The following is a 19,878-nucleotide window of genomic DNA, read 5'->3' on the forward strand; positions in this document are numbered from 1 at the left end:
ACACCAACAGAAAATTATAAGCATCGCCATCCTGGCGGTGCTTTTTTTTGCTCTATAAAAGAGAGGCTTGGCGCAATGTGACAGGAACAAGCCTGCTGGCGCTATATACTACACTAAGTGATGAGTGTTGAAGTGAACACCTCAGTAGCAATGAGCTTTGTTTGATATGACGTAAATTAATCCGTTTTCCAATGTGAGAGCATAGTCACTATTGGCTGTCTGCCCATGATATTTAAAGGTGGTTTGGCATCATTCGATTCACGCTTGGAGAAAAAGGATGTTGAAACTGATTGATCTCTGCAAAGGGTATCAGGATGGCAATGAGTTTCATTCTGTGCTTCAGGGAGCCGAACTGACATTACAGCGGGGCGAACAGGTTGCATTGATGGGGGAAAGCGGGTCAGGAAAAAGTACATTACTCAATCTTATTGCAGGGCTGGATAAGGCAGACCAAGGTGAAATCTGGCTGGCAGATACCCCGATTCATGCCGTGACAGAACGTGAACGCACGGCTTTTCGCCGTCATCATATTGGCCTTATTTTTCAGCAGTTTAATTTGCTTCCTACTTTAACAACACAAGACAATATCCAATTCTGCCGCCAGTTGAAAGGCTGGCCGGAAAAGCCTGAATTGTGGCGAGCGATTGTCTCTGCACTGGATTTAAAACCTCTACTTAAGCGCTATCCGGAGGAAATGTCAGGTGGTCAGCAGCAACGGGCGGCCATTGCGCGGGCCTTATATATGGAGCCCGACATCCTGCTGGCCGATGAACCGACGGGCAGTCTGGATGAGCGCAATGCTCAGGCTGTCATGCGATTGCTGACCGGACTTTGTGAGCAGCTAAATTGCTCCTTGCTGCTGGTGACTCACAGCAAGCAGGTTGCCTCCTACATGAATTCCAGCATAGTGCTGAAAGGGGGCGTACTGAATGCGCAGCCCCGTCTTTAATGCTTTGTGGGGGCATTACCGGCGCCACCCTCTTCAGATAGTGCTCTTGCTGCTGGGGTTGATGATGGGCGTTGCTCTGCTCGTCGGCGTGCTGGCGGTCAATCAGCAGGCCAAAGCGAGCTACAGGCAAGGCGAGCTGTTATTTGATAACCCGTTTCAGTATGCCATCCGTCATCATCAGGCAGGAATGACTGTGCCTCAGGGCTTTTACATTCAGCTGAGGCGACTGGGGTATAAACAATGTGTCCCCCTCGAAACCCACAGGATTCAGACGGCTGAAGCCGGTGAGCTGACGCTGGCAGGTATCGACCCGTTTGTTATGTTGCCGTTCGCTCAGTCTAATGGTCAGCTGACGGGCGCACTGTCCCTGACACAAAAGCCTTATCCGATATGGATAAATCGCGAACTGGCCGCGGTAAAAGGACTGACAGAGGGCCAGCTACTGAGGCTGGATTCTGGCGATGCAGTCGGACGTCTGGTGCTGGTGGGCAACAACCGGATTCAGGGCTCGCGCCTACTGGCTGATATGGGGCTGGTCAGGCAGTTATTTCCCCGTTCCGGCTTCACTGCCGTGCTGTGCGGTGCATTGAGCGCTCAGGAGCAACAGGATATCAATACCCTGTTGCCCGGCGGTCTGCTCCTGACGGAAAACGACAGTGCACAGCTGGAACCGCTTACCCGGGCATTTCACCTTAATTTGTTTGCTATGGGGATGCTGGCTTTTGTCGTCGGGTTGTTCATCTTCTATCAGGCCATGTCATTGTCGTTAACCCAGCGTCAGTTTCTGGTTGGCTTACTCTGTCAGGCTGGCGTGACGGGCAGACAGCTGGCGGGCGCCTTGTGTATTGAAGTGGTCATCTGGCTGATGATTGGCGTCGCGGGTGGCAACCTGCTGGGGCTGTTTCTGGCCCGTCAGTTATTGCCTTCTGTCGCCATGACACTGAGTGATCTCTATCAGGCGAATATTGCGCTGACAACGGGATGGCACTGGCAATGGGGGGCGCTGAGTCTGGTTATCGCTGTTCTGGGTACTTTGCTGGCTTGTGGCTGGCCGTTAATGAGGTTGATTCGTACCCAACCGATCAGGCTGACTGCGCATATGACTATGGTACGGGGCAGCTGGCGAGAGTTTATCTGGCAGGCAGGCATGTCCGGCGTATTTATTATTGCTGCCATCATTGTCTACTTTGTCGATCACAGCCAGTTTGCCGGCTTTGTGCTGATTGGCTGTCTGTTAGCGGCGGCGGGTTTGATCATGCCATTTATACTGTGGGCGGCCTTTAAAGCCATTGCCAGATGGCTGAAATCGCCACGGTTGCGCTGGTTTTTCAGTGATGCCGCCGCCAGCCTGAGTTACCGGGGCGTGGCGGCGATGGCGTTTATGCTGGCGCTGGCAGCCACCATAGGCATGGATACCATGGTTGGCAGCTTTCGGCAGGCAACTCAGACCTGGCTGGGCCAGAGGCTGGCTGCCGATATCTATGTGCAGCCTGCCACGGCTCAGGCTCCGGTAATAGCAAACTGGGCTGCTGAACAGCCGGAAGTGACCGAGCTTTGGTGGCGCTGGCGACAGGAAGTCTCTGCCGAGCTGAAAGAACACACCTTGCAGGTGCTCAGTGTTGGCCGTTCAGACGGTGAAAAACAGTCGCTGCCCATGAAGCAACATCTAGACGGCTACTGGTCTGCGCTGCAGAACAACGGCACGGATAAAGTGTTTCTGGCCAGTGAATCTCTGGCGCTGAAAAGGGGATGGCAGCCCGGCCAGCGTGTTGATTTACCGTTAAGGCTGGGAGAGAACTGGCTGATGGCCGGGATTTATTATGATTACGGCAACCCGTACAGCCAGATCTTTGTGTCTGATGAGCAATGGCACAGGCTGTTCCAGCAGGATGGCAAAGTCAGTCTTGCCATCCACCTGGACAACAAAGATCACACCTCCGTGTTTCAGGACAGCTTGCAGGAAACATTTGGCCTGAAGTCTAATCAGGTTCGCGATAACGCACATATCATGGCACAGGCACTGGCGGTGTTTGACCGCACTTTCGTCGTCACAGCCACGCTGGGTAAACTCACGTTGTTGGTGTCAATCGGTGGCTTGTTTGTTGCTACAATCGCAGGTGAGCTATCACGGCAGAGACAGTTTGCTTTACTGCGCTGTATGGGCATGACAGGTAAAGAACTGGCCTTGCTGGGCGGGGGGCAGTTAGCTGCTATTGGCGTACTGACGGCAATGATTGCTTTACCCCTTGGCTTGCTGCTGGCACAACTGCTGATCGATGTGGTGCTTAAGTATTCTTTTGGCTGGACCATGCCTGTGCAGTTTTTCCCGCTTCAGTACCTGCTGACACTCGGGACGGCGCTGACAGCTTTGCTGCTGGCCGGTGCCTGGCCGGTGTGGCGACTGGTTAAGCGCTCAGCCATGCTGTCGCTCAGGGAGGCATTTTGATGCTGCTTGCTGATGCGCGGTTCAAACCGCTTGTTTTTGTTCTGTGTCTCCTGTCAGGCGTATCGGGGTGCGAACCAACGACTGTGCCAGAAAACCGGGCAGCAGACATACTGTCGCAGCAGAGCCAGACGGGTTTTGAACAGGTCTTGCCCGGTCAGCCTCTGGTGTTTCCCAGGGATCACTTGAGCCATCCGGGGTTTCGCACCGAATGGTGGTATCTGACGGCCAATCTGGAAACGGCACAAGGCCAGTGGATTGCGGTGCAATGGACGTTATTTCGCATCGCTACTCAGCCGCTTTCAGACTCTGAAAATGCCATCGGCTGGCAAGATACGCAGCGGTTTATGGCGCATGCGGTGGTGACGACGGCGGAGAAACGCTGGCAGGCAGAGCGGTTTGCCCGCGGCGGCATTGGTCAGGCCGGTGTGGAAGGAGAACCGTATCGTCTCTGGCTGGATAACTGGCGCTGGCAGGGGCAGGAGTCATCGCCGTTTCCCGCCACCCTGACGTTTTCAGACAGTCATTCAGATGCCCACACCGATGCTCACACTAATAGTGATACGAGCATGAGCGATAGCAGCATGGCCGCAACGCTCAATATCCGGAGCTATGGCAACCTGGTCAGACAGGGTAAGGCGGGTTACAGCCAGAAAGACCCCAAGGATCCGCGGCTGGCGTCTTACTACTACAGCATGCCATTTTTGTTACTGGACGGGGTTGTGACACTGGACGGCGAGACAATAGCGGTGAAAGGTGAGGGCTGGTTTGACCGAGAATGGAGCAGCCAGGCTATGTCTGAGCATCAAACCGGCTGGGACTGGTTTTCTCTCCATCTGGATGATGGTCGCGCATTAATGCTTTATCAGCTCCGCAGTACTCAACATGTTCCTTTTGCCTTCGGCAGCCTGAGCTGGCCAGATGGCCGTTCAATCGCCCTGTCTTCTGATGAAGCATCGCTGACACCGATAGCGACAGCCACACTATCCGGCAGGGAAATTCCGATCCGCTGGCATCTGCAAGTGCCTGCACAACAGATCGATCTCGATGTGCAGGCGCAAAGGGAAGATCAGTTACTGCCGTTTCTTTTCCCGTATTGGGAAGGCCCGGTGACCGCTTCCGGCAGCCAAAACGGACAAGGTTTCATGGAACTGACTGGGTATTGATTAAGATAGCTTCTTAAAACCTCACGCCTCTTTCATTTCCACAACCCAAACCGGCAATTCGCAACCAACAACCTGTTATTTTCACTGACAAACCCCCTCAAAAACCGTCACACCGCAACCGCTTCCCGGTGGTAAAATCTTGCGCAAAATGTTTGATATAGCTGCTTTTTTGTTAAGGAGGCATTGTGAGTGCGGATGACGATTCAGTGAAGCGAAGATATCCCAGGGCGGCTTATGCGCCCCTTGAGGATTACTCCACCCTTGCACCTCCGCCGTCGGCAGGGGAAGACCCGGAGCCAGTGGCACAGTTCGAGTACAGTTTTGATCTGTCCTGTTCGGCAGAGTCATTGCACCAGCACAGCACTTGCGAATTTGCGTTAGGCAACACCGAAGCAGAAGACTGGCGGACAAACTGGCAAATCAAACCGATTGAACAGGGCTATCGCCACACCACAGAGGTCAGGGTTGAAGAGCCGAAACATTTGTACGTGATCCGCGCCAGCTCATCGCTGGGTGTGACTCCGGTTGAGCCGGTGACCGTTCATCCCAAAGGAGCCGGTCAGGCGCAGGACGCCTTCGTGGCTGTTATGCCTGCGGTGGAAATTGACGGTCGTCTGGGCCACCCCACACAGGGTTACTTCTACCATTTTTGTGACGATAAGCTGGTGCAGGAATACCAGATTCTTGGTAATCAGCGCTGGGCATTTCAGGCGACGTATTCAACCCACGACCGGCTTCACGATGATCTGCACCATGGCGTACAGAGTGCTATTTTGCTGCCGTGGAAACGGGGCGGGCAGAAGGCAGACAATCAGTATCTGGTCTACCGCCGTGAGCGGATCACCCGCCTGCATCTGGATAATCTGAGTGAAGACTGGCTGGTACAAAACGGCGTGAAAATCGATCTCGGTGCGCTGCTGGATGCCATCAAAGAGCCTGTTGTTGTGCGGGAGAACAAGAACAATGAGCAGCATCAGACTGAGTCAACAAGCTCTCATACGGTACAGCGTGATCCGCCCACCGGACAGCGGGAATCATGGTCTGATATTGCTCGGCAATACGGCCTGACCGCCCGCGAATTGCTGGATTTGAATCCAGGCTATGAAGAAAACCCCTTGTTGCTGGAGGCGGGACATATTCTGACAGTACAATCACCGGATGCTGTGGCTGCTCCCGAGCCGGTCAGAGAACGGCCGCCAGTGCCACCAACAGACTTTAATCAGTCGCTCAACACTTGCTATCACTACGACGGTTCGTGCATTGAAGACACCAGCATCATTCCGATGTACCCCAGCGGGCTGGCGGCAGACATTCCCGTCGTGCGTATCAAGTCGGTGGTAGCGCCGGTGTTTGCCAAGTCCTGTGACGTCCCGAAAGGGTGCACAGACGCAGGTACATCGCCAGAGCCGATCACCCATTTCGGGCCGTTCTCGTGGTTCTTCAGCCCGGCTCATGCTAATCCGGTCGCGGCCTCTCTTGAGGTGCAGATGGCCTCTCGGGTAGTGCGCGCTGCCAATCCCGGCGGCGCGGTTGGCAATAACGCATTCAGCTCGGCCAACAAGGACGCCGCCATCGCCCTCACCAGGCTGGCCGGCAAGCTCGGCAGTGTGTTGGACGACTATCGGCTGATGACCTCCGGCGGCATTACCTCAGTGCTGATGATGCATCGAAAAATCTGGCACGATGACGACACCCAGCATACCGAAGAAGAACTGCACAACCTGGACAGCGTGCAAAGTCGGATCCGCATCCGCCTGACCGACCCGGCGCCGGGCGAATCTTATCCGCAGGTTCGTGCGTATCACATGGATGACACCCGCATTCCGGTGCGTTATGTCGGACTGGATAAAAAGACCAACAGCTACTCCGTTGCGCTGGAGGAAAACGGCCCGCATATTACCTGGACGCCGAATGAAGAGGGCAAGCCAGAGTGGCAACTGACACCGGATCATGACGACAGTTTTGAGGCGGACGATATTCACACCATACCGATATCTGATATGCCAACCCCGACGGTTGAAACCTATCCTGCCGCAGAAGAAGCACACTGGAGTGATGCGATCCTGGTGTTTCCTGACGGTTCTGAGATTGCGCCGATTTATATCGTCTATAAAGAAGATCGGCGTAATCAACCAGGTGTTGTTACTGGTAAAGGGAAAGACGTACCATGGGAAGACGGGTACTGGCTGGGCAAGGCGGCCAATGAGGGTCAGGGGCAGTATATTCCAACCGCGATTGCAGATGCCTTGAGAGGTAAAGAGTTCAGTCGTTTTTCAGAACTCCAGTCTACGTTCTGGTTGGAGGTGGCTAAAGATCCACAGCTGATGAGCCAGTTTAATCGTCGTAACCAGGCACTCATTCGTAAAGGTAATGCGCCAGCGACAGAAAAAGAGTTTCACTGGGGGGCGCCTGGAAAAGAAAAAAAATTAAAGAAATTCTCGTTGCACCACGTCGAGCAAATCCAGCACGGCGGGGCGGTATATGACCTGGACAATCTAAGAGTGGTGACACCTCGCCTGCATTGGGGGGAGATCCATGGTACTGAGGGGAGACGCAATGTTGACAATGAAAAATAGCTTGCAGGACTACACAGAAACTGAGTTCTTCGAAATTCTGGAGCAGACCATTGAAGCCGAAGAGGAAGACGTCGACACATTGGCGGATTTTTTTGAAGAGCATGTTCGTCATCCAAAAGGGTGTGATTTGTTGTTCTATCCTACCAAATGTGGAATTGAAGACACTTCTCAGGCTGTGATTGATGAGCTGAAACGCTGGTACGCCGAGCAGGGCTTACCCTGCTTCAAATCTGAATAATCATCCAGCTACACGCCACAATAGCTCAACTCCGTTGATTGTGGCGTGTATCTAACCTTCAGCGAATTTTAAGCTGCCGCGGAATCACTTCGACGCCGGCGCGGTACCGTCCCGCGGTGGCATTGAGTGCCAGTTCCAGTGCACTGTCAGCAATATCTTCAAACTGTTGTGGCAGAGAATGTATGCGCATTGGCAGAAAATCCAACAGTCTGTGATCGCCAAAGGTCGCCAGTTTGATGGTGGCCATCAGCTTGGGGTGGGACAGAAAACAGTCCAGCATGCCTTCAAACAGGGTGTAGGAGGTAATGAGTATACTGTCCGGCACCTGATCGCTGTCAATCCAGGTCTGCAGTAGGCGCTGGCCTTCTTCAGGGCTGAAGTGCGTGCCATACAGCGTATTGACGGCTATGTCTGGCCGGTGATCACGGATGGCGGCATGGAATCCCATTTCCCGCTGTTGCGAGATACCCAGATCCGGCACGGCGCCAATCAGGCCAATAGAAGCAGTGTCAGCTTGTATGAGCTGCTCGGTCAGCGCATAAGCACCATCGTGATCTTCACTGATTACACAGGCAAAAAATTCATCATCCAATCCACGGTCAATCGCGATAACCGGGACACCGGCTTCCTGGATCTGGCGGTAAAAAGCATTGTCAGCAGGTAAGCTGCTCGCCACAATCAGAGCGTCGATACGCCGCCCGACCAGCGTCTGCGCCACTTTCATTTCTGTCTCTGGTTCATCGTCAGAGCAGCTGATAATCACCTGGTAGCCGGCTTTGCGGGCATCACGCTCAAGAAGCTTGGCCAATTTTGCGTAACTGGAGTTTTCCAGATCCGGGATGATCAGGCCCAGCGAACGTGAGCTGCCTGCCCGCAGCGCGCTGGCGGCATGGTCGGGTTTGAAGTTGTGTTCATCAACCACAGCCATGACTTTTTGCTGGGTCTTTTCACTGATCCGGTACTGGCTGGCTTTGCCGTTAATCACATAGCTGGCCGTCGTGCGGGAAACGCCCGCCAGTCTGGCAATTTCATCTAGCTTCATCGTGTCTCATTCACTCGAAAATCTGGCAAAGTGTGTGGTGGATCATAGATTGAAAACGGATCCAATGTCCAATGTTTGCAATTCTTGCTGAATCGATCCAGCATCATGGCTGAAAGGTTTCAGCACTGTCTTATCAGGTATTCTATACTCTCTGGTACATCGCTGAAACTTTTTATTTACCTCGTTGCTGAATCGTTTCAGCTTGACTTAAGTTGTCATTGAGCATGAATCGGTTATCAGACAAAACACTCAGTATATCCGGCCTCCAGAGCCGGTGAGAACAAACAGGGGAGTGAAACATATGTTGTCACTGACGCAGCAAGACATAGTGCTGAATCAATCAGCCAGAGATAAAACCGCGGCAATATCGGCCCTTGCCAGTGAACTGACACAACAAGGCTTGGTATCTGAAGGCTATGTCAAAGGCATGCTGGCCCGTGAGGCGCAAAATTCGACCTTTCTCGGTAGCGGGATTGCTATTCCTCACGGGACAACCGATACCCGTGATCTTGTTCAGCAAACCGGGGTGAAAATTCATCACTACCCGCAGGGTGTCAACTGGGGTGACGGTAATACTGTGTATCTGGCGATTGGCATTGCTGCGAAATCGGACGAACACCTCGGGATACTGAAACAACTGACGAAAGTGCTGTCGGCAGATGGTGTGGCAGAGCAGATCCGGCAATCTAACACTGCCGAGGCTTTAATCTCACTGCTCAACGGTGACACTCAGCTGGAAGCCGATTTTGATGAGTCACTGATTGCCCTGCATTTTCCTGCGACCGATTTGCTGCAGCTGACAGCGGTAGCAGCCGGCCTGATTAAAAATAAGCAGGCAGCCGATAACGCATTTGTTGCTGATGTGATAGCTGAGGGCGCTTCGTATCTGGGGCAGGGACTGTGGCTGGCCAGAAGCAGCAAAGGGGTTAACCGCACGACCATGTCTTTTGTGACGCCGTCACAAGACATCATCCACCAAGAACAATCCACCCACCAAGAACAACCGGTGAAAGGCTTGCTCATGCTGGCAGCCTGTAACGCGGCCTGTCATAAGCCGCTGAACCTGCTGGCGCAAAAGCTCTATCAGAACCAGCTGCACACCTTGTTTGAAGCCGATGCGGCACAACTGCCGGCCTTGTTGACAGACGTTCAGCCAGCGGTGAGCGATGAGGCTAACACAGCGGTGTTTAAGATTCGTAATGCGCACGGCCTGCATGCCCGCCCCGGCGCCATGCTGGTGAGCGTGGCGAAGAAATTCGAATCGGCTATTCAAGTGAAAAATCTGCAGGGCGACGGTAAATCTGTCAATGCCAAGAGCCTGATGAAAGTGATTGCACTGGGTGTTAAGCATGGTCATGAACTGGAATTTATGGCTGACGGCTCGGATGCCCCTGAAGCCCTGTCGGCCATCGGTGATGCGATTGCTGCCGGACTGGGTGAGGGCAGATAGATGAACACTCAGGCAACCCGAAATGACACCCAACCCAAAGTGGTGGCGGTCAATCTCAATCCGGCGCTGGATTTGACCGGCAGTTTATCCGTGCTGGAGGCCGGTACGGTCAATCTGGTCGAACGAGGATCTCTGCACCCGGCAGGAAAAGGGGTCAATGTTGCCCGTGTGCTGGCCGAGCTGGGCGCTGCTGTGACTGTGACCGGTTTGCTGGGAACCGAAAATCAGGATCCGTTTTGTGAGCTCTTCAGCCAGTACGGTATTGAAGACGCGTTTGTCCGTGTACAGGGAGCAAGCCGGATTAATGTCAAACTGGTTGAAGCCAGTGGCCGTGTCAGTGACATCAATTTTCCCGGTGTGACAGTCAGCCAGGACGATGTTGTCGCCATGGAAAACAAATTGTTTGAGCTGGCCGAGCAGCATGAGGTGTTTGTGATTGCAGGCAGCCTGCCGGCGGGACTGAGCCCGCAAGTTTGTGCGGACTGGATCAAAAGATTAAAAGAGCAGGGCAAAAAGGTGCTGTTTGACAGCAGTAATCAGGCCCTGAAAGCCGGCCTGACGGCTTCGCCCTGGCTGGTGAAGCCCAATGATGAAGAGTTGTCCGCCTGGTGCGGCAAGACATTGGAAACACCCGCTGAGCTGAAAAGCGCCGCGGAAACGCTCTATCGTCAGGATATAGCGAATGTTGTGGTGTCGCTGGGCGAAAAAGGCGTGATGTGGCTGGATGAATCTGGCTGGCTGTACTCACAGCCGCCAGGCATGGAGGTCGTCAGCACCGTTGGCGCCGGGGATACCCTGGTGGCTGGCTTATGCTGGGGTTACCTCAATCAATGGAATAAACAAGAAACACTGGCGTTTGCGACGGCTTTGTCGGCACTGGCAGTGACCCAGATAGGGGTCGGCGTACCTGATGCCGGGTTGCTTAACCAAACGTTGGAAAGTGTTCAGATCAGTAACCAGCAGCCTGTTGGTCAAAACGTGAATTGTTGAATGACAAAGGTGACGACATGAAGATAGCAATACTGACCGCTTGCCCGAGCGGAATCGCAAATACGGTCATCGCGGCCGGATTAATGGAACAGGCCGCGAAAGCGCTGAACTGGCAGGCTGAGATTGAAGCCCAGTCCAGTATTATGCCGGTGACACCGCTGTCACAAACCGCCATAGAGCAGGCAGATGCTGTGGTAGTAATTGCAGACTGCCCGGTGGATCTGAGCCGTTTTGTTGGTAAAAAAGTGTATCGCGGCGACATGGCAGGCTGCCTGGCTGATCCTGATGCCTTCCTGCAATCGGCGGTATCACAGGCAACTGTGCTGGAGCAGGCGGAGCCCGTCGCTGCAGAGTCCGCATCAACTTCTGCGGCTCAGCACATTGTTGCCATTACGGCATGCCCGACAGGGGTCGCACACACTTTTATGGCAGCAGAAGCGCTGGAAGAAGAAGCCAAACGCCAGGGGTATAGCATTAAAGTCGAAACCCGTGGCTCGGTGGGAGCCAAGAACCAGTTGACGGCTGAAGATATTTCAGCGGCTGATTTGGTGATCATTGCTGCCGATATAGAAGTGGAGCTGTCTCGTTTCGAAGGAAAGCGACTGTATAAAACCAGTACCGGTGCCGCATTGAAGAAAACCCGACAGGAAATCGACAATGCTTTTGCTTCGGCTTCCGTGTTTCATGGTAAAGCCTCCGGCGCGGCCACGCCGTCAGCCAAAGAAGAGAAAACCGGTCCTTACAAGCACTTGATGACGGGCGTATCGCACATGTTGCCATTGGTGGTTGCCGGTGGTCTGGCTATCGCCCTGTCGTTTGTGTTCGGTATTGAAGCGTTCAAAGAAGAGGGCACCTTAGCTGCGGCATTAATGCAGATTGGTGGCGGCTCGGCCTTTGCACTGATGGTTCCAGTGCTGGCGGGCTATATCGCGTACTCTATCGCGGACCGCCCGGGTCTGGCGCCGGGTTTAATTGGCGGTATGCTGGCCAGTTCTACCGGGGCCGGATTCCTTGGTGGTATCGTTGCCGGTTTCCTGGCGGGGTACAGTGCCAAGCTGATTGCAGAAAACGTGCGTTTACCCTCTTCGATGGAAGCACTGAAACCCATTCTTATCATTCCGCTGCTAGCCAGCCTGATCACCGGACTGGTGATGATCTACATCGTTGGCGGTCCGGTGTCTGCGGCCATGAACGGGTTGACTGAATTTTTGAACAACATGGGTTCAACCAACGCTGTGCTGCTGGGCATTCTGTTGGGCTGTATGATGTGCTTTGATTTAGGTGGCCCGGTCAATAAAGCGGCCTATACCTTTGGGGTTGGTCTGCTGGCATCCCAAACCTATGGCCCGATGGCGGCCGTGATGGCAGCCGGTATGGTACCGGCGCTTGGCATGGGCCTGGCCACTTTCCTGGCTAAGCGTAAGTTTTCACAGCCTGAGCAGGAAGCGGGTAAAGCCTCTTTCGTGCTGGGACTGTGTTTTATCTCAGAAGGGGCGATTCCATTTGCCGCTCGTGATCCCATGCGAGTGATTCCGAGCTGCATGGCTGGCGGCGCGTTAACCGGTGCATTGTCTATGCTGTTTGGGGCAAAACTGATGGCACCGCATGGTGGTCTGTTTGTGTTGTTCATTCCTAACGCCATTACACCTGTGCTGATGTATCTGGTCGCGATTGCAGCAGGTACGATTCTGACGGGGGCCACCTATGCGTTTTTGAAACGCACTGAACAGGCGGAACTGGTGACGGCATAATGAAAAGAGCCCCAGACATATAAAATGTCTGGGGCGTTGCCACCGCTGCCTACTGAATCTGTGGGTGCTTATCCTCATTATGCACTCTGCTTTCCCCAAAAAGCGCATGACATAGAGTGACTGAGAACACCGACCGCTTTGTTGTATGTAGGCTCTCCGTGCGAGTAAAAACTGCCGTATTGGCGAATGCGCATTTTTCCCAATTATTATTGTTGATTGCCCAATGTCATCGTGGATGCATTGATGTTGTTATTATTGCCATCGCATGTTGCCTGCGATTATTCTTCGACTGTGTACAGAATGGTGTCATCACTGGTAATCAGCAGGTAGGTATCCCCTGGCTCCAGGTTAGGTAAACAAAGATCCAGTTGCTGCGGATCTACCACCTCGCCGTCCTGACCTTTGGTCGCTGAAATTTCAAACTTATCACCACAACTTGCCATCAATATGGTTGACGAGACTTTACCTGCAGCAACATTGGTTGAGCCAGTGGCTGTAGCTGACTGGTAATCAATTTTGATGTCTGTGTTGGTAAAGACTCTGAACCCGTACTGATCATCCGGTACGTCATCGTCGTTATCGCGTCGGATAGAGGTCACTCTGAAGCTATTGGTGGTTTCCCCATCCAGCCAGACAATCGTCCACCAGTCCTCACCATTGTTGAGCAGGGTATTTGTCTGCGCCGGTTCTTCTTCCAGCTGGTATTTGGTGTCCCAGATACCAATGGAGACAGGCTGGGCTGAACTGCCGCCCCAACGGTGCATATACTCGCTATGTGTGCTGTCGCTGATCGGGCCTCCTTGCATATTACCTGTGGTGAACAAACTGGTAGTGCTCGCATCTGAGCCGTTTTGCACAAATACATTCACTTGCTCGCGGGCTGTATTGACGAAGGTCAGTCTGGCCTGGTGTTCAAGCTGACCGCTGCCACCTGATGCATCGCCAGAATCACTGCCTGAGCTGCCACCACAGGCAGTCAGCGTTACAATAATTCCCAGATTAAGCGTAAAACCCCAAAATGGCTTATTCATTTGCCACCTCTAGTTGGATTAATTTATTCCTTTCTCAGTAAGCATATTTCAACGATTGGAGCTTTTTTGAGTAATAAGGGGGGCGCAGAAAAGTTTTCATTAATTAGTTCAAATTGCGAGGTTTTTTCACTCTCAAAGCTGAGACACGCTGTCTGGCGGCGGGATAATGCATGCACTCAGCAAATCGGGAGGAGAAATATTCGTGACGCAGGAAAACCACTAAACCATAGTTTGACACTATGGTTTAGTTAATGGCGTAGTTAATTTTATAACATTATCAATACTATTTTATTAACACATTCTGCGTTTCAGGCCGCTGATATCCAGCAACCGGGTTGAGATCTCTTCAACCGACAGAGAGGTGGTGTTGAGATAAGGGATCGCCTCGCGGCGGAACATTGCCTCTACTTTTGACAACTCACTTTCACATTGCCCTTCACTGGCATACTGGCTGTTGGCGTAGCGCTCATTGCGTATGGTGACAAGGCGCTCTGTATCTATGGTTAAACCGTATGTTTTGTAACGATAAGGCTCAATCCCTTTGGGTAGTCTGAGGCTGTTCATATCGTCAGCTATGAAGGGGTAGTTCACTGCACGAATGCCAAACTGCATGGCCAGATAGAGGCTGGTAGGGGTTTTGCCACATCTTGATACGCCAAGCAGAATAATATCGGCCTTATCCAGGTTACTCAGGGATATTCCATCGTCATGAGCCAGGGTGTACTCGATGGCTGCGATCCTGTCCTGATAGCTTGCCACATCACGGCTGATGCTGTGTGAGCGGCCCAGCATGGCATTGGGTTGCATGTTCAAATCTTTACTCAGAGGTTGCACCAGAGCGTCAAGCACATCATACAATTTGGCCTGACATTGATTAATAACGGCTTTTACTTCAGGCAGAACGATGGAGTAAAAAACCAGTGGCTCGATGCCGGATACCCGATGAGCTTCATCAATTTTTTCTTTGACTTGCTGAGCGCGTTCAACCGACTCAACAAAAGGCAGTGTGGTTTGGCGAATCTCGAGGTTAAATTGACCGAGTACGGCATGCCCAAGTGTTTCAGATGTAATCGCTGTACCGTCAGAAACGTAAAACACATCACGAAAATCAGATTTGCGGCGCATAATAAGTTGAGTCCTTTAGATGATCCTGTAACGATTGAGGCCAACATACAATTTATAACTATAACCCTACAGGGTAAGTGTTCTGCTGAGCAAGGTTTTGCCAGCAGTTTGTCTCGAACGGTTACTATTCTGAAGCAAGTTTTTTTTTGAATGCTAAAGCAATCGTTTCCGTTAAGAGTTTGCCCACACTATACAGCTGATCCAATACAAGGAGACTTCCCGTGCAACAGAATGTTGTTTGGTATGATGCTTTATCAATGAACGACGTTGATAAAGTTGGTGGTAAGAACGCATCGCTGGGCGAAATGGTCGCCAATCTTGCGAATGCTGGCGTGAAAGTACCTAACGGTTACGCAACAACATCTTATGCATTCAACCAGTTTCTGGAAGCCAATAACCTGAATGATCGTATTTACGATCTGCTGGATACGCTGGATGTCGATGATGTGAACGCGCTGAAGCAGGCGGGTGATACTATCCGTAAATGGGTGTATGAAGCACCGTTGCCAGCCGACCTTGAGCAGGACATTCGTCAGTGCTACAAGGAACTGGGTGAAGGTGACGAGATGTTGTCCGTCGCTGTACGCTCTTCTGCAACCGCTGAAGACCTGCCAGATGCCTCATTCGCAGGCCAGCAGGAAACTTTCCTCAACGTTCGCGGTATCGATTCAGTTTTCGAAGCCGTGAAACACGTATTTGCTTCTCTGTTTAACGACCGTGCTATCTCGTACCGTGTTCACCAGGGTTTTGACCATAAAGGTGTGGCACTGTCTGCGGGTATTCAGCGCATGGTACGCTCTGATAAAGCCTCTTCCGGTGTGATGTTTACACTGGACACTGAATCTGGCTTTGATCAGGTCGTGTTCATCACTTCTTCTGTAGGTCTGGGTGAAATGGTCGTGCAAGGCGCGGTTAACCCGGACGAATTCTACGTACATAAACCTACCTTGGTTGCCGGTAATCCTGCCGTCGTTCGCCGTACTCTGGGCTCTAAGCTTCAGAAAATGATTTACGGTGAAGGTAAAGCCCTGGGTACACAAGTTGTTATTCAGGACACAACCGCCGAAGAGCAAAACAGCTTCTCCCTGACCGACGCCGAAGTCGAGGCTCTGGCGAAGCAAGCCATGATCATCGAAAAACACTACGGTCGTCCGATGGACATCGAGTGGGCGAAAGACGGTATTACCGGTGAGCTGATGATTGTTCAGGCGCGTCCGGAAACCGTTCGTTCCCGTGATGATGCCAATGTGATGGAGCGTTTCCACCTGAACGGCCAGGGTACATCTCTGGTTGAAGGTCGTGCTATCGGTCAGCGCATCGGTACCGGTGTGGTCCGTGTGGTGAATCATCTCGACCAAATGGATCAGGTACAGGCTGGTGATGTGCTGGTGGCTGATATGACTGACCCGGACTGGGAACCTGTCATGAAGAAAGCGGCTGCCATCGTGACTAACCGTGGTGGTCGTACTTGTCACGCGGCGATCATTGCCCGTGAACTGGGTATTCCTGCCGTTGTCGGTTGTGGTAACGCCACCGAGCTGCTCAAAGACGGCCAGATCGTGACAGTTTCCTGTGCACAAGGCGAAACGGGCTTTATCTACGAAGGTGAACTGGATTTCGAAATCCGCCGCTCTGAAGTGGACAACCTGCCTGAACTGCCACTGAAAGTCATGATGAACGTGGGCAACCCGGATCGTGCATTCGACTTCGCCTGCATTCCAAACGAAGGTGTGGGTCTGGCGCGTCTGGAGTTCATCATCAACAAGATGATCGGCATTCACCCGAAAGCGCTGCTGAACTATGACGCGCAATCGGACGAGCTGAAAGCTGAAATTGATCGCCGCATCGCTGGTTACTCCGACCCGGTTGAATTCTACATTCAGAAACTGACCGAAGGGATCTCCACCCTGGCTGCCGCATTCTGGCCGAAGCGTGTGATTGTACGGATGTCAGACTTCAAATCGAACGAATACCGCAATCTGGTTGGTGGTGTGAACTTCGAACCGGTTGAAGAAAACCCGATGATTGGTTTCCGTGGCGCATCGCGTTACGTGTCGCCTAAGTTCCAGGATTGTTTTGCACTGGAATGTGAAGCGATTAAACGTGTTCGCAATACCATGGGTCTGCGTAACGTTGAAGTGATGATCCCATTCGTGCGTACCGTGAGCGAAGCGGCTTCTGTAATTGACTTGCTGGCGAAATTCGACCTGCGTCGCGGCGAGAATGGCCTGAAAGTCATCATGATGTGTGAGCTGCCATCGAACGCGATTCTGGCCGAAGAGTTCCTGAAGTACTTCGACGGCTTCTCGATTGGTTCCAACGACATGACACAGCTGACGCTGGGTCTGGACCGTGACTCAGGTGAAATCGCCCATATGTTTGATGAGCGTAATGAAGCCGTGAAAGCCATGCTGTCGATGGCCATTAAAGCAGCGCGTAAAGCCGGGAAGTATGTCGGTATCTGCGGTCAGGGCCCATCTGACCATGACGATCTGGCCGACTGGCTGATGGAGCAGGGCATCGATTCTGTTTCACTGAACCCGGATACCGTGGTGGAAACCTGGCTGCATCTGGGTAAGAAATAAGTACAAGTTCAGCTAAGCTGAAATGAAAAAATAAGCCCGCGCATGTCGCGGGCTTTTTCATGTTTGTCCGTCTTGTCAGGCAAAGGGGATATCCGTGCTCAAAACACACTCGGATAGTTCCTCCCCCTTTTCAAGGGAGAGGCTAGGAGGGGTTACAAGGCACAGACGCCAAATATGTGCTCACTTCACGAACCCCACCCTGGCCTCGTTTTGCCAAGGAGAGGGAAATTTCGTACTCACAACACACTCGAATAGTTCCTCCCCCTTTTCAAGGGGGGAGGCGAGGTGGGGGCAACGCACAAACGCTACATTTGTGATCACTTCGCGACCACCCTTAAACAACACTCACCGCCTCTTTTTCCTTCCGGCGGGTAAAGGCAATCCCGGCCACTAAAACCGCGAAGCCAATACAGACCCAAACCGGTAATTGCGGGAAAATGACAGCCGTACTGGCAAGTAAAGATGCCAGACCATAACCCAGGGTATGCGACATCGAAATCAAGCCGGCGATCTTTCCGGGTTTTTCCGGGTTGGTTTGTGTTGCCATTGACGTATATGCTGGCACTAAAAGTGCAGCGCCTACGGAAACCACGACCATGGCGATAGTGAATACCCAGAAAGCCGAGTTGAGGAAAAGCACGAAACCAGCCAGCAGGGCAAAGCCGCCCAGCCGGTACATGGTGTCGATGTCCAGTTTCTTCTTTTTGATCACCAGCACCTGGGTCAACAGGGTAAACGCGGCGCTCAGAGTCAGCAGCAAGCCAATAGCCTGACTGATGTCATCTGTGGCCCACATGGTGATCGATTCAATTAAAGGCGACAGGCTGTATTGCAGCAAAGCAACAACCGTGCAAAGCAATAAACCTGTCAGTAAGAACGGCAGCAGCGTCATTTCCGGCAGTTTGCGTGACTTGCCTGGCGGCGATGTTTTTTCTGAATCCGCTTTCGGCGTAAAAGCTGGTTTGGGCAGCCAGCAGGCGCCAAGCAAGGCAATCACTGGAAATGCGACCATCAGCATCAGTGGTGCATAGGTGTGCAGTTGTAAAGCGCCCATCGCCAGCAAAGGGCCAACCAGCCGTCCTGTGCTCAGCCCGATGCTGACGGATGTTATGGCTTGCAGGCGGTTGCCTTCACCGCACAGTAATATCGCCCAGTGCTGACTGGCCGGCACCATACCTGCCACAGTACAGCCGTAAATGATACGCGCCACTATAAGCCCGGCCAGCCACAGGTAGGTTTGTTCGCTGAACTCATTGCTGAGGGCGGTGAAAATGAGTAGAAGCAGAAAACTGACCGCCATTCCGGCTAACGCCTGAAGAACGACAGTTTTTGGCCCGTTCCGGTCACTGAAGCTGCCCCAGAAAGGTGCCGAAGGCAGAAACAGGAAACTGCCAATCGCAATCACAATCGACCAGGTGGGTAAGCCAAATGCGGAGTGTTCAACAAGAAAGGGAAGTGACACTAATAAACCATTTTGTCCGATGCCCATTAAGGCAGCGATAAGCGCGATAAGGGTAAGGTGAAAGCGACGTTGTGTTCGGCTGGCATCGTGCGTCATGTTCCTGTCCTGACTGGAAATGAGTGTGAAAATCAGGTGATACAAAGCAAAGGAGAAGTGTTCTCGTTCTCACTTGAGATTAGTGATGGGTATCCTACATCTAATTAATGGTTGTGAAAACTATTATCATTAACAGTAGGCTGTGATAAAGTTCGTGCACTCTGTTGTGCAACACATTACCGCATTCATGTATCAACTCATTGACGCTGCCTTTGATGTGGACGGGAAACGGATTCTTCATCCTACGTCACTGGCCTTTGAACCCGGAAAAGTCACGACTTTGCTCGGCCATAATGGTTGTGGCAAATCCACTTTGATGAAACTGCTCAGCCGGCAAAATGTGCCTGCTGCCGGGCAAGTTTTGCTCAAAGATCAGCCTGTTCAGAAGTTTGACAGCAAGACATTTGCTCTCAATGTCGCTTATCTGCCTCAGCATCCACCGATCACAGATGGTGTGACAGTGCGCGAATTGGTGTGTTTTGGCCGGTATCCCTGGAAAGGTGCATTCGGTCGTTACAGCCAGCACGATTACCTGTTAGTCGATGAAGCGATTGAGAGAGTGGGGCTGGCCCACTTTGCTGATCGTTTTGTTGCTACCTTGTCTGGCGGTGAAAGACAACGGGCCTGGGTCGCCATGTTGCTGGCACAACAGAGCAAGTGTATTTTGCTGGATGAACCGACTTCTGCGCTGGATGTCGCCCACCAATATGAATTGCTGCATTTAATCAGGGAATTGAATCTCAGCCTTGGATTGACTGTCATCATGGTGTTGCATGATGTCAACATGGCAGCCAAGTTCAGCGACCACTTAATTGCTTTGCATTCAGGTAAAGTGATCGCACAAGGGGTGCCAGAAGAGATGATGACCCCTGATGTTCTCAAGAAGATATATGGCATGGAGCTGGCGCTGTTTTCGCATCCGCAAACCGGCCAACCGATCAGTTACATTCCATAGCAATAAAAACAGGGAAAGA

Annotated in this window: 14 protein-coding genes; 10 read left to right on the forward strand and 4 right to left on the reverse strand. The window is 52.4% G+C overall.

Annotated features, from left to right (window positions below):
• Positions 1-277 precede the first annotated feature (277 nt).
• The 5 genes from Q4491_RS03935 to Q4491_RS03955 all read left to right on the forward strand — a co-directional run bounded on the left by Q4491_RS03935 (position 278) and on the right by Q4491_RS03955 (position 7,372).
• Complete coding sequence (locus Q4491_RS03935) at positions 278-949, forward strand: ABC transporter ATP-binding protein (RefSeq protein WP_237794445.1); 672 nt, start codon at positions 278-280, stop codon at positions 947-949.
• Positions 930-3,395 carry an ABC transporter permease gene (locus tag Q4491_RS03940; protein ID WP_303454849.1) on the forward strand — a complete coding sequence of 822 codons (2,466 nt, stop codon included), beginning with the start codon at positions 930-932 and terminating at the stop codon, positions 3,393-3,395. Before Q4491_RS03935 ends, Q4491_RS03940 begins: the two co-directional genes overlap by 20 nt.
• Entirely contained in the window at positions 3,395-4,558 is a 1,164-nt protein-coding gene (locus tag Q4491_RS03945; RefSeq protein WP_303454852.1) for a lipocalin-like domain-containing protein, read from the forward strand. The genes Q4491_RS03940 and Q4491_RS03945 overlap by 1 nt, the downstream gene beginning before the upstream one ends.
• A 185-nt stretch (positions 4,559-4,743) precedes the next feature.
• Positions 4,744-7,134: an S-type pyocin domain-containing protein gene (locus tag Q4491_RS03950; RefSeq protein ID WP_303454855.1), complete on the forward strand. Its 2,391-nt coding sequence runs from the start codon at positions 4,744-4,746 to the stop codon at positions 7,132-7,134.
• On the forward strand, positions 7,115-7,372 hold the full coding sequence (locus Q4491_RS03955) for a bacteriocin immunity protein (protein ID WP_225445246.1): 258 nt from the start codon (positions 7,115-7,117) through the stop codon (positions 7,370-7,372). The genes Q4491_RS03950 and Q4491_RS03955 overlap by 20 nt, the downstream gene beginning before the upstream one ends.
• Before the next feature lie 58 nt (positions 7,373-7,430).
• On the opposite strand, the gene cra is transcribed toward Q4491_RS03955, so the two are convergent.
• On the reverse strand, positions 7,431-8,414 hold the full coding sequence (gene cra / locus Q4491_RS03960; protein WP_303454859.1) for a catabolite repressor/activator: 984 nt from the start codon (positions 8,412-8,414) through the stop codon (positions 7,431-7,433).
• A gap of 301 nt (positions 8,415-8,715) precedes the next feature.
• Here cra and fruB point away from each other — a divergent pair, with 301 nt between their 5' ends.
• Genes fruB through fruA form a run of 3 tightly spaced genes read left to right on the forward strand, consistent with a single transcriptional unit; the run spans position 8,716 to position 12,605 of the window.
• Positions 8,716-9,864 (forward strand): fused PTS fructose transporter subunit IIA/HPr protein, encoded by a 1,149-nt coding sequence (gene fruB, locus Q4491_RS03965; protein WP_237794440.1) that lies wholly within the window; start codon positions 8,716-8,718, stop codon positions 9,862-9,864.
• Positions 9,865-10,854: a 1-phosphofructokinase gene (gene pfkB / locus Q4491_RS03970; RefSeq protein WP_237794439.1), complete on the forward strand. Its 990-nt coding sequence runs from the start codon at positions 9,865-9,867 to the stop codon at positions 10,852-10,854. It begins immediately after the preceding gene.
• 17 nt (positions 10,855-10,871) lie between these two features.
• Complete coding sequence (gene fruA / locus Q4491_RS03975; RefSeq protein ID WP_303454868.1) at positions 10,872-12,605, forward strand: PTS fructose transporter subunit IIBC; 1,734 nt, start codon at positions 10,872-10,874, stop codon at positions 12,603-12,605.
• Between the two features lie 278 nt (positions 12,606-12,883).
• On the opposite strand, the gene Q4491_RS03980 is transcribed toward fruA, so the two are convergent.
• Complete coding sequence (locus Q4491_RS03980; protein ID WP_303454871.1) at positions 12,884-13,636, reverse strand: hypothetical protein; 753 nt, start codon at positions 13,634-13,636, stop codon at positions 12,884-12,886.
• A gap of 291 nt (positions 13,637-13,927) precedes the next feature.
• Complete coding sequence (locus Q4491_RS03985; RefSeq protein ID WP_192016623.1) at positions 13,928-14,761, reverse strand: pyruvate, water dikinase regulatory protein; 834 nt, start codon at positions 14,759-14,761, stop codon at positions 13,928-13,930.
• Between the two features lie 221 nt (positions 14,762-14,982).
• On the opposite strand from Q4491_RS03985, the gene ppsA reads away from it, so the two are divergent.
• Entirely contained in the window at positions 14,983-17,346 is a 2,364-nt protein-coding gene (ppsA, locus tag Q4491_RS03990) for a phosphoenolpyruvate synthase (protein WP_192016624.1), read from the forward strand.
• A gap of 334 nt (positions 17,347-17,680) precedes the next feature.
• Here the strand turns inward: ppsA and Q4491_RS03995 are convergent, their stop codons facing one another.
• Positions 17,681-18,904 carry an MFS transporter gene (locus tag Q4491_RS03995; protein WP_303454879.1) on the reverse strand — a complete coding sequence of 408 codons (1,224 nt, stop codon included), beginning with the start codon at positions 18,902-18,904 and terminating at the stop codon, positions 17,681-17,683.
• Positions 18,905-19,091: 187 nt separating this feature from the next.
• Here Q4491_RS03995 and Q4491_RS04000 point away from each other — a divergent pair, with 187 nt between their 5' ends.
• A complete protein-coding gene (locus Q4491_RS04000) occupies positions 19,092-19,859 on the forward strand; it encodes an ABC transporter ATP-binding protein (RefSeq protein ID WP_303454882.1) in 768 nt (255 codons plus the stop codon).
• The last annotated feature ends 19 nt before the right edge of the window (positions 19,860-19,878 follow it).

The sequence above is a fragment of the Photobacterium sp. 2_MG-2023 genome (assembly GCF_030547675.1).
Lineage (GTDB): Bacteria > Pseudomonadota > Gammaproteobacteria > Enterobacterales > Vibrionaceae > Photobacterium > Photobacterium arenosum.

Coding starts and splice junctions, on each gene's coding strand:
- Q4491_RS03935 (WP_237794445.1), top strand. CDS start 278: ATGTTGAAACTGATTGATCTCTGCAAAGGGTATCAGGATGGCAATGAG.
- Q4491_RS03940 (WP_303454849.1), top strand. CDS start 930: ATGCGCAGCCCCGTCTTTAATGCTTTGTGGGGGCATTACCGGCGCCAC.
- Q4491_RS03945 (WP_303454852.1), top strand. CDS start 3,395: ATGCTGCTTGCTGATGCGCGGTTCAAACCGCTTGTTTTTGTTCTGTGT.
- Q4491_RS03955 (WP_225445246.1), top strand. CDS start 7,115: ATGTTGACAATGAAAAATAGCTTGCAGGACTACACAGAAACTGAGTTC.
- cra (WP_303454859.1), bottom strand. CDS start 8,414: ATGAAGCTAGATGAAATTGCCAGACTGGCGGGCGTTTCCCGCACGACG.
- fruB (WP_237794440.1), top strand. CDS start 8,716: ATGTTGTCACTGACGCAGCAAGACATAGTGCTGAATCAATCAGCCAGA.
- pfkB (WP_237794439.1), top strand. CDS start 9,865: ATGAACACTCAGGCAACCCGAAATGACACCCAACCCAAAGTGGTGGCG.
- fruA (WP_303454868.1), top strand. CDS start 10,872: ATGAAGATAGCAATACTGACCGCTTGCCCGAGCGGAATCGCAAATACG.
- Q4491_RS03980 (WP_303454871.1), bottom strand. CDS start 13,636: ATGAATAAGCCATTTTGGGGTTTTACGCTTAATCTGGGAATTATTGTA.
- Q4491_RS03985 (WP_192016623.1), bottom strand. CDS start 14,761: ATGCGCCGCAAATCTGATTTTCGTGATGTGTTTTACGTTTCTGACGGT.
- Q4491_RS03995 (WP_303454879.1), bottom strand. CDS start 18,904: ATGACGCACGATGCCAGCCGAACACAACGTCGCTTTCACCTTACCCTT.
- Q4491_RS04000 (WP_303454882.1), top strand. CDS start 19,092: ATGTATCAACTCATTGACGCTGCCTTTGATGTGGACGGGAAACGGATT.